Genomic DNA, 17,263 nt, shown 5'->3' on the forward strand with positions numbered 1-17,263 from the left:
TAATTCAAATTTATTTTGGATTGATCTAGCTTAAATTTTAATTCCAACCATAATGCTTTGAATTAAAATATTTTAATAATTTATAAAATAAAGATTGAGATTATTTTATAAACATTATTTAATCAGTTGCTCTAAAATTTATCATCTTTTGAGAAATTTGCACAATATTGAATCATTTATTACTGAGGATGAAGCGTTGAAATATACTAGCCTTAACGACTTCCTAAACGCCGTAAAAGTACGGGATCCACACCAACCAGAATTCTTGCAAGCTGTAGAAGAAGTCATGATGAGTGTGTGGCCATTTATTGAAAAAAATCCAGAATATGCAAATTATGCTTTGTTAGAACGTTTAATTGAGCCTGAACGTGCCATCCAGTTTCGCGTAGCTTGGATGGATGATCAGGGACAAACGCAAGTTAACCGTGCTTTTCGTGTGCAATATAATTCTGCGATTGGACCTTTTAAAGGCGGTATGCGTTTTCATCCTTCGGTGAATTTATCTATCTTAAAATTTTTGGGTTTTGAGCAGACATTCAAAAATGCATTAACCACACTTCCTATGGGAGGGGGCAAAGGCGGTTCAGATTTTGATCCTAAAGGAAAATCTGAAGGTGAAATTATGCGTTTTTGTCAGGCACTCATGATTGAGCTTTATCGTCATTTGGGGTCAGATACCGATATCCCTGCAGGTGATATTGGGGTAGGTGGCCGTGAAGTTGGCTATATGGCAGGCATGATGAAAAAGCTGAGTAATAACTCCTCATCTGTATTTACAGGCAAAGGTGTTTCTTTTGGCGGAAGTTTGATGCGTCCTGAAGCAACAGGTTATGGCACGGTCTATTTTGCAGAAGAAATGTTAAAAACTCAGGGCACACATTTTCAGGGTAAAACGGTTGCGATTTCAGGTTCAGGTAATGTTGCGCAGTTCGCTGCCGAAAAAGCCATGTTCTTAGGGGCAAAAGTAGTGACGTTGTCTGATTCTAACGGCACAGTTTATCTAAAAAATGGCTTTAATGATGAGTTGCTTGCTGAAGTTATGCAACTCAAAAATATAAAGCGTGGTCGTATTTCTGAGTTTGCGTCTAAACATGGTTTTGAATATTTTGAAGGAAAAACACCGTGGCATATTCCAGTCGATATTGCTTTGCCATGTGCCACTCAAAATGAATTAAATGCTGAGGATGCCGTGACTCTCATTCAAAATGGGGTTATCTGTGTGGCAGAAGGCGCAAATATGCCTTCAACATTGGGGGCGGTGGAAAAATTTATCCAAGCTAAAATTTTATATGCCCCGGGTAAGGCCTCAAATGCGGGTGGTGTTGCAACCTCAGGCTTAGAGATGTCGCAAAATGCGATTCGTCTATCGTGGTCACATGCCGAAGTTGATGAGCGTTTACATCTAATTATGAAAGATATTCATGCCAACTGTGTCAAGTATGGAACCAGAGAAGATGGTTCAGTGAATTATGTAGATGGCGCCAACATTGCAGGTTTTGTAAAAGTGGCGGATGCCATGCTGGCACAAGGTGTCTTTTAAAATCATTCATATATTTTAAATGAAAAATCCGATGCAAAGTGAAGTGCATCGGATTTTTTGAATCCATTATGGATTTATGGTTTCTTTACGATTTCTTGTTCCACTGTCATATCATGCACATAAGCATATTTTGACTGATCAGCCGCAGGGTTTTTGCGTTCGTAACGTTTAACACGAATAATCACACGTTGATCATCACGGTGCTGATAGCCTTCGATCTGATCATAAAATAAAGTCCAGTCTTTATCGACTTGAGTTTTAATGCCTTTGTTGTCGTATTTAATTTCACGAACCTGTAAGCAGGTTTGTGGGCCTACGCCAGTACATTGTTTAGTTTCTGGGGAAATTTCCAGAAAAATAATTTCACCTTGAGACTGATATTTAGTCTCAGGCGTCATGCTGCCTTCAAACTCATATTTCTGACCATTCGATGCAATAATGGTTAAGCGTGGCTGTTCAACCGATGCAGTATTGAGTTCAAATTTATTCTGTTGATCGTTAAATAAGTTGCTTGAGAATTGCTCATTCTTCATCAGTGCAGGTTCACAGGCTTTCATGGTTGAAACAAGCGAGGAAGTGATCAATTTTTGATTTTCGACTTTCCAAGAGCCACCTTGATTATTACAACCTGTAATAATATTCAAACGATTTTCTGAGAAATTTAACTGAATTGGACGAGGCGTACCTTCAGGCTGGTAGCTCCAAGTATAAGCACTCAAAATTTTATTTACGTTCATTTGTTTTTCTGCATTCACAGTGACAGGAGCAGAGTTCTGATGTACAGATTGGCATGCCACAATTGAAAAAGGTAAAAGAGCAAGGATTAAGTATTTGATTTTCATGCAAGTGTACAATATTTACTTTAACAGATTGTATGTTAATGGATTATTGGGGAAATAAAATAAGGACAATGAAGGCTTTCAGTTTCAGATTGTATCTATTTTGCAACAATGACTACACTAAGTATTTTGCTAAATTAATCAAGATTTAAGAAAGAGAAGTGTGTTTATTTGTCAAAGTTAGTCAAACCGATAAATATCCATGCCTAGTGCACCCATAGAAAAACTACTATGTACAATCGAAAAACGATTACCTGTTCCCATCGCAAAAAATAATGGAGCAAAATGTTCCAGAGTGGGATGATTACGTTCAACGTATGGAATATCTGGCCAATTCAGCACAGCATCATAATCTTGATGAGTCAGTTTATTCACCACGTAATTACGAAAAGAAGAAGCCCATTCGGGAACATGTTGAGCATTTCCATCCCATGATAATTCTGCCAAATTATGGGTGATGCTGCCTGAACCAATTAAGAGAATTTGGCGTTCGCGTAACGGAGCAAGGACTTTGCCAATTTGATAAATTTCATCTGCATTCATGTTCATCGGCAATGAAATTTCAATTACGGGTATATCCGCCTCAGGATACATATGCAATAACGGCATCCAGACTCCATGATCACGTGGTCGGGTGCTATTGGCATGAGCAGGAATATGTTGTTCGGCCAGTAATTTTAAAATTTCCTCAGCCAGTTCTGGTTGACCTGGCGCAGGGTAATGAATTTGATAGAGTTCTTTGGGAAAGCCACGAAAATCATGCCATGTTTGTGGACGCGTTGAAGTACTGATTTCCAGAGACTGACTTTCCCAGTGTGCAGACATGATGATAATCGCTTGAGGTTTAGGTAAATTAAAACTCAAGCGGTGTAAAGCTGGCCCGACTTGTTCAGGATCCAGCGCAAGCATAGGTGAACCATGAGAGATAAATAGCCCGGGAAGTGTTTGTAAATTCATGCTGTTTACCTCATACAAATATCAATTTATCTTGCCAAACATATAACGTTTTAGTTTGATAATTTTGTCTCAAACGATGCATCAAGCGCGATGATAAGGATGATTGTGGTTGATGCTCATGGCTCGATACAGTTGCTCAATCAATAAAATCCGAACCATCGGGTGTGGCATCGTGAGTTTAGATAAAGACCAATGCCAAGCAGCAGCTTGACGGACTTGATCAGATAATCCATCTGGACCACCAATGGCTAAAGCTACATCATTGCCTTCCAGCATCCATGACTTCATCGTCTCTGCAAGTTTTTCTGTGCTTAGCTCCCGTCCGCCAACTTCCAGTGCAATTAGAGTTTCATTCGGTTTGAGTGTATTCAGAATACTTTCACCTTCAATTTGGCAATATTTTAAAATATCGGCTTCTGAATCATTTTTTCCACGTTTCGCCATTGGGAGCTCAATCACTTGAGTCTGCACAAAAGGTTGGATACGTTTGAAATAATCTTCAAAACCCGTGAGTACCCAAGCTGGCATTTTCTGACCAATCGTGAGGATGCGAATTTTCATAATATGGCTCGATGCACAATGCGAACAAATCTAAGTATAACGAGGATCTTAGCGGGCTTCATGTCGATTGTAATTGTATCTATTTGAATGATTAAGCCTTAGACAAAAAAACTAAGTACATTAAAAAAACGCAGCCCACAAAAAGCGTGAAGGGGCTGCGGTTAAAAGGTCATCTGTCTGGAGAATCAGATGACCAGACTAAATTCAACAAGTGAAAATGATGAATTGTTACTTTTATTATGGGGTTAATTGATCAATTTTCAACCTAATGAATGTAAAAAAGAGAGCCTGAGCCACTGCTGTCCCATAGTTAAACTTAAATAAAAAAACCTGAGTCCAAAGTAGTTAAAATATAAGTGCGAACAAACACTTCAACTACAAGGATTCAGGTTTTGTCACATCAGAATACCGTATTTCATCAATTACTCAAACCCATTCTAAGACAAGATTTTGAACGTCTGGCTAAACTGCACCACTCTGGGCAAAAATTAAGATCAGCCACCCGCTGGGATCAGTTTGTTGCCATATTGATGTCCCAACTTTCTTGTCGGCAAAGCTTAAGAGACATTCAATCCAATCTCGAATCCCAGCAGGAAAAGCTCTATCATCTTGGCGCGAAGAGAATTGCGCGAAGCACCTTAGCAAGACTCAACGAAGAACAGCCCGCCAGCCTGTATCAGCAATTGTTCACACAGCTGCTTCAGCGCTGTGAAAACTCTAAAACTGCACATAAATTTAGATTCAAAAATCCGCTGTATTCACTAGATGCCAGTCATATTGATCTTTCACTGTCATTGTGCGCATGGGCAAAAGTGCATGAATCCAAAGCCAGTATTAAACTCAGTGTTGGCTTAAATCACAGCAATACCATTCCTGAATTTGTAGCGCTTGGGGATGGTATTGAAAATGATATGGTGCAAGGCAGAGCATTTAAATTTCCTGCTGGCAGCATTATCGTCTTTGATAAAGGATATGTTGATTATCAATGGTTTGCTCAGTTGACACTTCAGAACGTCAGCTTTGTAACCCGGCTACGCCCAAAGACAGTTTATCAAGTTAAATCAAGCCGCAGCGTATTAGAGACTAAAGGGATTATTGCGGATGAATGTATTGAATTGAGCAGTGCGCATGCCAAGAAAAGAGGCGCACCTGAATTATTAAGACGTATAGAGTTTTATGATACAGATAAGAAAAGAACATTCGAATTTCTGAGCAACAACTTTCATCTGGCAGCATCCACCATTGCTGCAATTTATAAAGATCGCTGGAAGATTGAGTTATTCTTTAAAGCCATCAAGCAGAATTTAAAACTGAAGTCATTTCTAGGTCGAAGCCGCAATGCGATACAAACGCAAATATGGATTGCATTAATTGCCTATTTGCTGGTGAACTTCGCTAAACACATGGCACAAGAAGGATGGAGTGTTCAGCGTTTACTGAGAATTATTCAGGTCAATTTATTTGAAAGGAAACTTTTAAGGTCACTCTTTGTGCCTGATAAAAAATGGCGAAAACAAGAAGAACCTCAATTGAGGTTCTTCTTGTGATATTTGTGGGACAGCAGTGAGCCTGAGCTCTCTTTTTGATTGACATAGTATGAGATTAATGACGTGCAGCTTTTGACTCTTCAACTGGTTTTACGATCGGCGTTTTTGCCAATGGTTTGGGTTGTTCAGTTAAAGCTAGCGGCAGAATCTCATCGATGCTTTTCACGGCTTTAATTTCCAGACCTTCTTTGACATTATCTGGAATTTCAGCCAAATCACGGACGTTATCTTGCGGAATAAATACCAACTTAATTCCGCCACGGTGTGCTGCCAAAAGTTTTTCTTTCAAGCCACCAATACGAAGTGCATTACCACGTAAAGAGGTTTCACCAGTCATGGCAATATCAGCGCGGATTGGAATCCCAGTAAATGCAGAAACCAATGCGGTTGTTAATGCCAATCCAGCAGAAGGGCCATCTTTTGGTGTTGCACCTTCAGGCAAGTGAACATGGACATCAGTTTCTTCAAAACGAGATGCTTCGATTCCCAGTTCATCTGCACGAGTACGAACCACGGTCATTGCAGCGGTAATCGATTCTTTCATTACATCACCAAGCGAACCTGTAGTAATGAATTTACCTTTACCTTTGACTGCTGCCACTTCGATAGTCAATAACTCACCACCGACAGAAGTCCATGCCAAGCCATTAACGCGACCGACTTGAGCTTCATCTTCAGCCATGCCGTAGTCAAATTTATGCGCACCTAAGTAATCTGGCAGATTTTCACCAGTGACATCGATGTGCAAGTTTTTCGACTTCTTGCTCACCGCTTCTTTCACCACTTTGCGTGCAATTTTAGAAACTTCACGCTCTAAACTACGCACACCCGCTTCACGTGTGTAGCGACGAACGATGTCTCGAATTGCTTCTTCATGAACGGTCAATTCACTACTACGTAAGCCATTGTCTTTAATTGCTTTAGGAACGAGGTAACGTTCAGCAATATTAACTTTCTCTTCCTCGGTATAACCCGGTAAGCGAATGACTTCCATACGATCCAGCAGCGCTTCCGGAATATTCATGCTGTTCGCTGTACAGATAAACATCACTTCTGACAAGTCCAAATCAAGATCAAGATAGTGATCGTTAAACTTGCTGTTTTGTGATGGATCCAGAACTTCGAGCAGGGCAGAAGCAGGATCACCACGATAATCCTGTGCCATCTTGTCAATTTCGTCGAGCAAGAATAATGGATTCTTCACACCGACTTTAGTCAATGACTGCACAATTTTACCCGGCATCGCACCAATGTAAGTACGACGGTGACCACGAATCTCAGCTTCGTCACGCACACCACCTAAGGCCATACGCACAAACTCGCGACCTGTCGCTTTGGCGATAGATTCGCCCAGTGAGGTTTTACCTACACCTGGAGGACCAACTAAACACAAAATTGGACCACGAAGTTTTTTCACACGAGACTGAACTGCCAGATATTCCACAATACGGTCTTTGACATCATCTAAACCATAGTGATCGGCATCCAGAATTTCCTGTGCTTTTTTCAGGTTAATACTGACTTTACTTGCGGTATTCCACGGGGTATCCAGAATCACTTCAAGATAATTACGCACCACAGCCGCTTCGCTCGAAGCAGGTTGCATTGCTTTTAACTTGCGAAACTCCGCTTCGGCTTTTTTACGAACATGCTCAGGTAAATCTGCTTCAACCAGACGTTTTTCAATTTCAGCAACGTCATCTTCAGCACCGCCATTCATATCGGAAAGCTCACGCTGAATCACTTTCATTTTTTCATTTAGAAAGTATTCGCGCTGGTTTTTTTCCATTTGGCGTTTTACATTGTCATGTAAGGTTTGCTCGATTTGTTGTTCAGCAGATTGTTGAGTTAAATAGGTTGTTAGCTCTTGCAAATGTGCTTCAAACTCATCATGTCCCAGAAATTTCTGTTTTACATCGATATTTAAAGGCACACGAGTCGCGACAAAAAACATGAGTTGTAATAAGTCATCGATTTTATTTGCAGCCGTCACCAGTTCGCGGGCATTACGTAATTTTGCTTCTGCGTATTGAGCAAATAAAGTACGTAACTCCTGCAAACGAGTTTCCTGATCTTGTTTGTCCATATTAACCGTCATCGGACTTAATTGATGTTCGGCCGTTAGATGGCTATCTTCATCAATAATTTTGGTTAATTTTGAACGGTAAAGACCTTCGATTAAGACCTTAATACAGTTTTCATCATTTTCGTGATTCACAACTTGCACAATCTTCGCGACAGTACCGTATTGATAAAGGTTGTCGTGATCAATTTCTTCAGTAAGAGAATCTTTTTGTGCAACTACAAATACTAAATTGTCACTGTTACGAGCCACATCCACTGCATTGATCGATTTTTCACGACCCACGAATAGCGCAATTTGCATGTGTGGATAAACCACAACATCACGCAACGCTAAAAGCGGTAATACACTTGGAACCTGAGGCTCTAAGGTTTCTATATTCATAATATTTTCAGACATGGGCACTCCTAATGAGTGACAACAATGTTGCCATGTTTTTTATAGTGATGTGTATTTTAAAAATTACAAGGGCATTCATATAGAAAATGCAAAAAAATAAGCAAATCAGTCGGAATTAGTATCCTGAAAGGTTTAACGCTTAAAACGATAAATATTATGAGGTGTGAGGAGTGCATCCAACGGCTGATCCCATGCTTGACGGGGCAAGGTTTGATCAAGCAATTGAAACGTCTGAGCCAAACCTAAACGGAATGGTTGATGTGGGGCTGTTGCCAATGTGCGGTCATAAAAACCACCGCCCATTCCCATTCGGGTTCCATGATGATCACAGGCCACTAAAGGCATCACCAATAAATCAAGATGAGACACAGAATAACCACGACTTGCCATGGGTTCTTTCATACCTAAAGGATGATGAGAAAAACGCTTATTTCTATATTGATGGCGACTGACTTTGACCCACACCAGTTTATTATTCATATTACAGATCATGGGTAAATAAACTTGTTTTTTTAATTTATAACATTCTTCAATTAAAAGCTGCGTGTGAACTTCGCCAAAAGCATGTAGGTAAAGACCGATTTTTTGATGACGAGTCATTATTAAAAATTTTCTAAAAAAGAATAATGCCGCCGAAGCTGAGTTCTTTTGCTGAAATTTGTTTAGCTGTTTTCGCTTCCGAGCTAAACTTTTACGAAGATTTTTCATATTTTTTACAAAATGCCAACTCTCTAACAAATAAACACACAAAATTAAAAGAATATCTCACATGAATTTTATCAAAAAAATAATTTAATTAACCTAATAAATTAAGTTTAAATACAAAATTTAATAGAAAACCCACACTTCCTATTAATTATATTAAATTATATATAGGGATTAAAAATAAAAACTTAACAATATATCTGATTTAAATCAAGTTTATTATTTTTAGTGTGATGGATTTATAATTATTTTAGTTGTAGACTTTAGCCAAAATCAAAAAATCCTATAACTTACTTTACTGGCGGTAACAAATAATGAACAAAGCATACAGAGTCATATGGAACGCTTCTTTGGGAGCTTGGGTTGCGGTTTCTGAGTTAGCTAAATCCAAAGGCAAATCGAAAACTGTAAAAAAAAATAGCAGGAAGTGTAGTGGTTGCAACTGCTGCGATTATTACAGTTTCAGCTCATTCACAGGATATCAATGAAGATTTAAATGTCACAGGTAAAATAACAGCTACCGGCACGATTACTGGTTCGGATGTGACTACCGATAGTGGCGCCTCTCTCAATGATTTGAATAGTAAAGTTAATAATACAACTACAGGTTTGGCCAGCAAAGCTTCGCAAACTGATTTAGATAATCTGACAACAACAGTAAATGGAAAAGCGTCCCAAACTGATTTTAATAACTTGAATAATCAAGTAAATAGCGCAACCACAGGATTAGCTACTAAAGCTTCCAAGGCAGAAGTAACAGCTGCAAAGACGGAAGTTGTGCAAGGCAAAAATATTAATGTAACTTCAACTACTGGAAGTAATGGACAAACCGTTTATACCGTTAAAACTGCGGATGATGTGAATTTCAATACGCTCACCACCACAGGTAATACAAGCATTGGTGGAGCACTGACGGTAACAGGCAATGCCAACTTAAATAATGGTGCCAATTTAAATAATAAGAAAATCACTGGACTTGCCAATGGTACTGCTGATAGTGATGCGGTCAACTATGGTCAGATTAAAAATCTGGTGATTGGGAATAATTATGATGGTATTCAGTATTTTAGAACAAAATCAACCAAAGCTGATGCGAGTGCTTTAGGTGAGGACTCTACCGCAATTGGACCTTTAGCAACTGCAAATGGTCATAATTCAATAGCGGTTGGCAATACATCGCAAGCCAATGGTCTTGGTAGTATTAGCGTTGGTCAAAAATCGATTGCCTATCAGGAAAATAACGTCGCGATTGGTAAAGAATCTGCTGCCTTAGGAAAATACAGTACCGCCATTGGTGCAAGTACTGGTCAGCCTAGAACGCCAGTGTTAACTAACGATAGTAATAATAACAATCAACTCACTGCTATTTATGGTATTCCTGTGACTGCGACGGGTTCAACGCCAGATACCATTACCGAAATTAATGGTACTGCTGTAACACCTGATCAAAGAAATGCTTTTATTGCACTACTGAGTAGTGGTGCCAATCTGGCAGGTGGAGAAGCCAGTCTTGCACTCGGAACCTCGAATCTTGCAACTGGAAATTCCAGTGTCGCTCTGGGTTCAATGAATAGTTCAAGTGCGACTTCGAGTGTCGCTTTAGGTTCTAATAATAATGCAAATGGTAGTTCCAGTATCGCAATTGGGGATCGTAATAGTGCGTCAGCGAGTAATGCGGTAGCCATCGGCACTCAGGCTTCTTCCTCTCGCTCCAATACGATTGCAATTGGTAAAGGTGCAATTGCAGACACCAGTTCTGGGATTGCCATTGGTGAAAATGCAGGCGTAGGATCATCACAAGGTTCAACCACTGACCGTGTAGAACATATCGCGATTGGTAAAAATTCAGGACAAAATGTCGTTGGTAATCAAAACATTGCCATTGGCAGTGGCGCAGGTTCTAATTTATCTCCAGATAACAATTCTAGTTCGGATAGTAATATTGCCATAGGGATTGCAGCGGGAAGTGGCATTAATGGCGATGATAATATTTCCATTGGACGCAATAGTAATACAAATGGAGGAGCCATTACACGTTCAGTGACACTAGGCTCAGAAACCAAAAGCTCTAGCCAGTCTGTTGTAGTTGGAAACTCGTCTAAAGTCACTTCGGGAACCGATGCAACCATTGTGGGATACAATGCTCAAGTCACGGGCACAGGCGGTATTGCACTCGGTGCCAATACCCAAGCAGCTGCCAATAACATTGCGTTGGGTATAAATAGTGATGCTAGTACTAATTCGACGACGAAAGCCTATTTAGTCTCTGATACGATTCCAGATGTTGCGACGGTTGGTTACAGTGTTGTTTCGGTTGGGAACGGAACAACGACTCGAAGAATTACCAATGTTGCGCCAGGGGGAAATCCAACAGACGCTGTGAATGTGAGCCAATTGACTCAATTACATAATGACGTTTCTTCTATATTGGGTTTGACAGGTTCCACCGATGGGAAATTTGGTGAAATTGATATTAATGGTAAAACTTACGGAAGTATTGTCGCGGCAATTGCTGCTAGTGGTGGCGGTGGCGGACCTTTACCTACTGATTATTATGTCACTTACACGAACTCAAGTCAGAATGAAATTAATCTAGGTCCGAATGGCGGAAAAGGAACAACCATCAACAATGTTGCGACAGCGACCAAAGATGATCAAGCCGTTAATTTAGGACAGGTCAAAGCGCTTGCGAAAGATGCCACAGTCAAATATGTGTCCATCAATAGCACTGATGGAGCGAATAAGTTAAGTGACCAAGCGATTGCAAATAATTCAGTGGCTATTGGTCCAAGTACTGGGACTACGGCTGTTGCAGAAAATAGTATTGCCTTAGGTTCAAACGTTCGTACTGAGGCTTTAAATGGTATTGCAATTGGTAATAGTGGAACTCGAGCGAAAGGTGAAAGTTCGATTGCTATCGGTAAAGAAAATACTACGGCAGATATTAACAATATCGCTTTAGGAACTTTAGTCAGTACCAAAGGTATCGATAGTATTGGGATCGGTAAAAATGTTCAGACTGATGCGACGAGCAGTACAACAAATTACGCTATTGCCATTGGTAGTGATGCAGAAGTACAAAATTCAGACCAAGCGATCGTAATTGGTCGAAAGGCGATTGTAAGTCAGGACAATGGCGTTGCAATTGGTAATGAAGCATTGACTCAGGGTGAACAAGGTATTTCTATCGGAAGACAAGCCACCTCATCCGCTGAAAATACCACAGCGATCGGGAATAAAGCATCATCATCGGGACAAAGTGCAAATGCAATAGGTGACAATGCAAAAGCTCAGGCAAAAGATGCAAATGCAATGGGTACAGCGGCAAATGCCTCTGCGCTCAATGCTCTGGCTTTAGGCACTGGAGCTTCTGCTTCATCAGAAAATAGTACCGCAATTGGTAATCAGGCTCGGGCTTCTGCAAGTGATGCAGTGGCACTGGGTAATGGTGCTGTTTCTCAAGCTCAACAAGCAATTGCCATTGGAAAAACAGCAACTGCATATGCAAAAAATGCAATTGCTACAGGTACAAATGCAAATGCTTATGCAGAAAATTCAATTGCATTAGGTAGTAATACAACGGTTAATAATAATCATGCCAACGCTGTAGCCTTAGGAAGTAATTCGGTATCAGGTGATTATAACCAAACGACGAAAAGCACCATTAATGGTCGAGATTATAACTATGCAGGTTCTGGTGCAGGTTTATCTACTGTCAGTGTTGGAACAAAGGATAATGAAAGACAAATTATCAATGTTGCTGCGGGTCGTGTGACTGCTACAAGTACTGATGCTGTTAACGGCAGTCAACTCTTCGCAGTACAGGAAGAGGTACAAAAACCACTTAGCTTTGCTGGTGATAGTGGTACAAAAGTTGATCGTAAGTTGGGTGATCAGCTTAAAGTTACGGGTGGTGCAAGTGGTACATTAACCGAGGGTAATATTGGTGTGGTCGCCAATGGCTCCGATACTTTGCAGTTAAAACTGGCGAAAGATGTGAATTTAACCAATGCGGGTAGTTTAACGGTTGGAACTACTAAATTAACAGATGGAAAAGTGGAAATAAAAGATGCTTCCAATAATAGCAATGTGAGTACATCGACCAATACTGTAATGACAGCAGGTGCGAGCAGTAATACGATCGATGCAAATAGCATTACATTAAAGAATGCTGCCAATAATGTCGTGCTTAGTGGGTCAACAGGAACTTTAACTGGGTTAACCAATAAAACTTTAACTGTATCTGGATTTGCAACGCAAGGACGAGCAGCGACAGAAGAGCAGTTAAAGCTGGTGAATGATACAGCCAATAAAGGTTGGAACATCACGACCAATAAAGATACAGCCAACAAGTCTAATGTAGCGCCAGACGCAACAGTAGATTTCTCCAATAGTGATAAAAATATTACAGTCAGCCATTCAGGTACAAATGTTGATCTAAAACTGGCCGAAGTGGTGAATATTGGGGGGCAGTCTGGAGGCGCCACTATTAGTGTCAATGGTAAAAATGGAACCATTACTGGTTTAACCAATAAAACCTTTGATCCAAATAATTACACAACTGGACGGGCAGCTACGGAAGATCAACTTGCGACACCACTTACCTTCACAGGGGATAACGCGGGTGTAAATGTTCAACGTAAATTGGGTCAGCAGCTCAGTATTGTTGGTGGTGAATCTGTCGCAACAAATTTAACCGATAATAATATTGGTGTCGTTGCAGATAGCACCAACAACAAACTGACGGTCAAACTTTCTAAAGACATCAAACTTAATAGTGTAAATGCCGCGGGTACAGTGATTGATAGCAAGGGATTAACGTTTGTTAATTCGAGTGGTGGGGCTATTCCAAATTCACCAAGTATCAGCGCGACAGGTATCAATGCGGGAACCAATAAGATTACCAATGTTGGCGCTGGAGCAATCACTGATACTTCAATGGATGCTGTAAATGGTAGTCAGATCAAAGGCATTATAGATAAAGGCTTTACCGTCAGTTCAAATGGAAATACAGCCGCTAAGGATACGATTGCCTTAGGTGAAAATGTTGATTTCAGTGCAACTGATACTAATATTAAAGTGACCAATACTGGAAATAATCAAATTACGTTTGGTCTGGAGCCTGTGGTTAAAGTCGGGCCTGCGACTGGAGGAAGTCCTGTTACGATTAATGGCAACACCGGTCAAATTACAGGCTTAACCAATAAAACCACGACAAGTTCGGACTTTGCAACCGTAGGTCGTGCAGCGACAGAAGAACAATTAAAGACGATCCAGACAGGTTTAACTGATTCAGGTTTTGGTCTTAAGGCGGCGGATAGTAATACGGTTAATAAAAAGTTAGGCGAAACCATTGATATTGTAGGCGCCGATAGCAATATCACCACCAAAGTCGTGAATGGTCAGGTTGCCGTTGAGCTTTCCAAAAATATAGATTTGAGCAAAGCGGGTAGTTTAACGGTTGGTAACACTAAAGTGACTGACGGCAAGGTTGAACTAAAAGATGGTGCAAAATCAAATAGCAGTACGGTAGATGGTACCGTGGTGTCTGATGGCACAAATACGACCACCGTAGGTGCATCTCAAATTACGGTTGGGGCTGGATCAAACCCAATTATTATTAATGGAGCCACAGGTCGTGTTAGTGGCTTAACCAATACCACATGGGATCCGAATGCAACCTATAACCAGAAGCAAGCGGCCACAGAAGAGCAGCTTAAATCGGTTAGTGACGTTGCTCAAAATGCCAATAAAGGCTGGAAATTCACTTCAACAAACAAAGGCGGAGTCGCATCAGCTGCGCAGAAGATTGCACCAGATGAAACCTTGGATTTTAATAACACAGACGGTAACATTAAATTAGCTGCTACAGCGAATAATCTGACCGTAAATCTAAATCCTGATGTGAATTTGACTTCAGCCGGAAGTTTAACAGTTGGATCTTCTAGCATAAAAAATAATGAAGTCAAAGTGGGCTCTAATACCTTGACTGACAATGGATTGACAGTGGGTTCGACCAATGTGACCTCTGGTAATGTTACAGGCCTAACCAACAAAACCACGACAAGTTCGGACTTTGCAACCGTAGGTCGTGCAGCGACAGAAGAACAATTAAAGACGATCCAGACAGGTTTAACTGATTCAGGTTTTGGCCTTAAAGCAGCGGATAGTAATACAGTTAATAAGAAGTTAGGTGAAACCATTGATATTGTAGGTGCCGATAGCAATATCACCACCAAAGTCGTGAATGGTCAGGTTGCCGTTGAGCTTTCCAAAAATATAGATTTGAGCAAAGCGGGTAGTTTAACGGTTGGTAACACTAAAGTGACTGACGGCAAGGTTGAACTAAAAGATGGTGCAAAATCAAATAGCAGTACGGTAGATGGTACCGTGGTGTCTGATGGAACAAATACGACCACCGTAGGTGCATCACAAATTACGGTTGGGGCTGGATCAAACCCAGTTATTATTAATGGGGCCACAGGTCGAGTTAGCGGGTTAACCAATACCACATGGGATCCGAATGCAACCTATAACCAAAAGCAAGCGGCCACAGAAGAGCAGCTTAAATCGGTTAGTGACGTTGCTCAAAATGCCAATAAAGGCTGGAATGTTAAATCAGATTCAACTTTAGCATCTACTCAAGTTAAACCAGAAGATACTGTCGATATAGGTCTCGCGAATGACGAAAAGAATCTTAAGGTTGCAGCGACTAATAGTAATGGAACCACGACCATTGACTTTAGTCTGAGTAAAGATTTGCTGCTAGATAGTGTGAATGCTGGTGGAACAGTTATTGATAAGAGCGGTCTAAGATTTGTTGACCCTATTACAGGTTTACCTTTGTCTAATACTCCATCGATCTCTTTAGGTGGAATTAATGCGGGTAACCAAATTATTAGCAATGTGGCCCCAGGTAAAAATGGAACGGATGCAGTCAATGTGAATCAGTTAAATGATGTAAAAGCGATTGCAGAAGAAGGATGGGTGTTTACTACAGCTACATCAGGTAAGGGGCAAACCGTAAATTCATCACTTCAAACGATTAAGCCGAATCAAAGATTTACCATGATTTCTGGCGATAACGTGGAGCTTATTCAAAATGGCGACAAGGTGACTGTTACCACCACGCCAGAAGTGAATTTTGATAAAGTAACGGTCGGCAATGTGGTCATTGACAAAACCACCAATAAAATTACGGGTGTAGAAGCGGGAACCATCGCAGCAAATTCAAAAGATGTGGTAAATGGCAGTCAGCTTCACGATCTGGGTAGCGGTGTTCAAAATATTATTGGTGGCAATACCACTTATGATCCTAATACTGGGACATATACCAATAATAATATTGGGGATACTGGACAAAATAACATCAATGATGCGATCAAATCGATCAATGACACCGCCCAAAATGCCAATAAAGGTTGGACAGTTTCCACCAATGGTCAAAATGCAAGTCAGGTAAAACCAACGGATACTGTGGATTTTGCCAATAAAGACGGCAATATCAAAGTCAATAACACAGGCAATAACATTACGGTTGACTTGGCGAAAGATATTCAAGTTGATAGTGTGAAGGCTGGTGATACAACAGTGAATAACAATGGTTTAACCATCAATGGTGGGCCAAGTGTAACCAAAAATGGTATCGATGCAGCTGGCAATAAAGTCACTGGTGTTGCAGAAGGTAGCATTGCTCAAGGCAGTAAAGATGCAGTCAATGGCAGCCAGATTCATGACATTATCGGTGATGGTGCATTTCAGGGAGGCGATGGCAATACCATTACCAATATTGGAGGCACGGGTGCAACCAACATTAATGATGCGATTGGATCAATCAATCAAAAAGCAGGTCAACATAGCACTGTTGAAGCAGGTCAAAATATTACGGTTAAAGAAAGTACCAATAGTAATGGCGGTAAAGAATATACCGTTGCGACCGCAGATGATGTGAAATTTAACTCGGTCACCTCAAATACCGTGACTGCAAATAATGTGAAAGTTGGCGATGTAAATATTGACCAAAATGGTATCAATGCAGGCAATCATAAAATCACAAATGTGGCACCGGGTGAAATTTCCAGCACATCCAAAGATGCTGTCAATGGTTCGCAATTAAATACCTCGAATCAATATATCGTGAACTCGCTGGGTGGGGGTGCCAAGTATGAAAATGGTCAATTTACTGGCCCTACCTACAATGTAAATAATGGAAGTTATAACAATGTCGGAGATGCATTGGGTGCATTAAATCAGGCAGATATCAATCTTGGAAATCGAATTACCAATCTTGGAGATCGTTTGGAACAAGTGTTCTATAACGTAAACGGCCGTATTGATGATGTCGAGAAAAAAGCCAATGCAGGTATTGCTTCTGCGATGGCACTGGAAGGAGCGCCTTTTGTTGCGGGTAAATTTACCTATGCTGTAGGCGCTGCTTATCATGGTGGAGAAAATGCAGTCGGTGCAACCTTGCGTAAAACTGCGGATAATGGTCGCTGGTCAATTACAGGCGGTGTTGCAGCAGCGTCGCAGGGAGATCCAAGTGTCCGTGTGGGTATCAGTGGTGTGATTGATTAATTTCATGAATGCTCAACAGGAGATGGATGGGCCATCTCCTTTCACAAAAATATTA

8 protein-coding genes and 1 pseudogene are annotated in these 17,263 nt (G+C 40.7%); 4 read left to right on the plus strand and 5 right to left on the minus strand.

Going from position 1 to position 17,263, the window contains the following annotated elements; genetic code table 11:
* Window positions 1–136 precede the first annotated feature (136 nt).
* Window positions 137–1,540: an NADP-specific glutamate dehydrogenase gene (gene gdhA, locus I6L31_RS14815; RefSeq protein WP_228128613.1), complete on the plus strand. Its 1,404-nt coding sequence runs from the start codon at window positions 137–139 to the stop codon at window positions 1,538–1,540.
* A gap of 74 nt (window positions 1,541–1,614) precedes the next feature.
* Here the strand turns inward: gdhA and I6L31_RS14820 are convergent, their stop codons facing one another.
* The 3 genes from I6L31_RS14820 to rlmH form a co-directional block, all read right to left on the minus strand.
* On the minus strand, window positions 1,615–2,382 hold the full coding sequence (locus I6L31_RS14820; RefSeq protein WP_005003117.1) for a DUF4377 domain-containing protein: 768 nt from the start codon (window positions 2,380–2,382) through the stop codon (window positions 1,615–1,617).
* Between the two features lie 177 nt (window positions 2,383–2,559).
* Window positions 2,560–3,336: a dioxygenase family protein gene (locus I6L31_RS14825; protein WP_004996395.1), complete on the minus strand. Its 777-nt coding sequence runs from the start codon at window positions 3,334–3,336 to the stop codon at window positions 2,560–2,562.
* Window positions 3,337–3,417: 81 nt separating this feature from the next.
* Window positions 3,418–3,897, minus strand: coding sequence for a 23S rRNA (pseudouridine(1915)-N(3))-methyltransferase RlmH (rlmH, locus tag I6L31_RS14830; protein WP_005003120.1), 480 nt, complete (start codon window positions 3,895–3,897; stop codon window positions 3,418–3,420).
* 392 nt (window positions 3,898–4,289) lie between these two features.
* On the opposite strand from rlmH, the gene I6L31_RS14835 reads away from it, so the two are divergent.
* Entirely contained in the window at window positions 4,290–5,444 is a 1,155-nt protein-coding gene (locus I6L31_RS14835) for an IS4 family transposase (protein ID WP_005003123.1), read from the plus strand.
* Window positions 5,445–5,499: 55 nt separating this feature from the next.
* On the opposite strand, the gene lon is transcribed toward I6L31_RS14835, so the two are convergent.
* Window positions 5,500–7,926, minus strand: coding sequence for an endopeptidase La (gene lon, locus I6L31_RS14840; protein ID WP_005003125.1), 2,427 nt, complete (start codon window positions 7,924–7,926; stop codon window positions 5,500–5,502).
* A 132-nt stretch (window positions 7,927–8,058) separates the two neighbouring features.
* Window positions 8,059–8,634, minus strand: coding sequence for a 5-formyltetrahydrofolate cyclo-ligase (locus tag I6L31_RS14845; RefSeq protein ID WP_051070637.1), 576 nt, complete (start codon window positions 8,632–8,634; stop codon window positions 8,059–8,061).
* A gap of 311 nt (window positions 8,635–8,945) precedes the next feature.
* Here I6L31_RS14845 and I6L31_RS14850 point away from each other — a divergent pair.
* Both I6L31_RS14850 and I6L31_RS14855 read left to right on the plus strand, forming a co-directional pair.
* A pseudogene (locus tag I6L31_RS14850) lies at window positions 8,946–9,077 on the plus strand (ESPR domain-containing protein); the annotation flags it as partial.
* Window positions 9,064–17,208 (plus strand): YadA-like family protein, encoded by an 8,145-nt coding sequence (locus tag I6L31_RS14855; protein WP_219349267.1) that lies wholly within the window; start codon window positions 9,064–9,066, stop codon window positions 17,206–17,208. The pseudogene I6L31_RS14850 and the gene I6L31_RS14855, both read left to right, overlap by 14 nt.
* The last annotated feature ends 55 nt before the right edge of the window (window positions 17,209–17,263 follow it).

Origin of the sequence: Acinetobacter septicus (assembly GCF_019355975.1) — a bacterium.
GTDB lineage: Bacteria > Pseudomonadota > Gammaproteobacteria > Pseudomonadales > Moraxellaceae > Acinetobacter > Acinetobacter ursingii.

Excerpts from the sequence above, each read along its gene's own strand:
- I6L31_RS14820 (WP_005003117.1), bottom strand. The coding sequence starts at position 2,382 with ATGAAAATCAAATACTTAATCCTTGCTCTTTTACCTTTTTCAATTGTG.
- I6L31_RS14825 (WP_004996395.1), bottom strand. The coding sequence starts at position 3,336 with ATGAATTTACAAACACTTCCCGGGCTATTTATCTCTCATGGTTCACCT.
- rlmH (WP_005003120.1), bottom strand. The coding sequence starts at position 3,897 with ATGAAAATTCGCATCCTCACGATTGGTCAGAAAATGCCAGCTTGGGTA.
- lon (WP_005003125.1), bottom strand. The coding sequence starts at position 7,926 with ATGTCTGAAAATATTATGAATATAGAAACCTTAGAGCCTCAGGTTCCA.
- I6L31_RS14845 (WP_051070637.1), bottom strand. The coding sequence starts at position 8,634 with ATGAAAAATCTTCGTAAAAGTTTAGCTCGGAAGCGAAAACAGCTAAAC.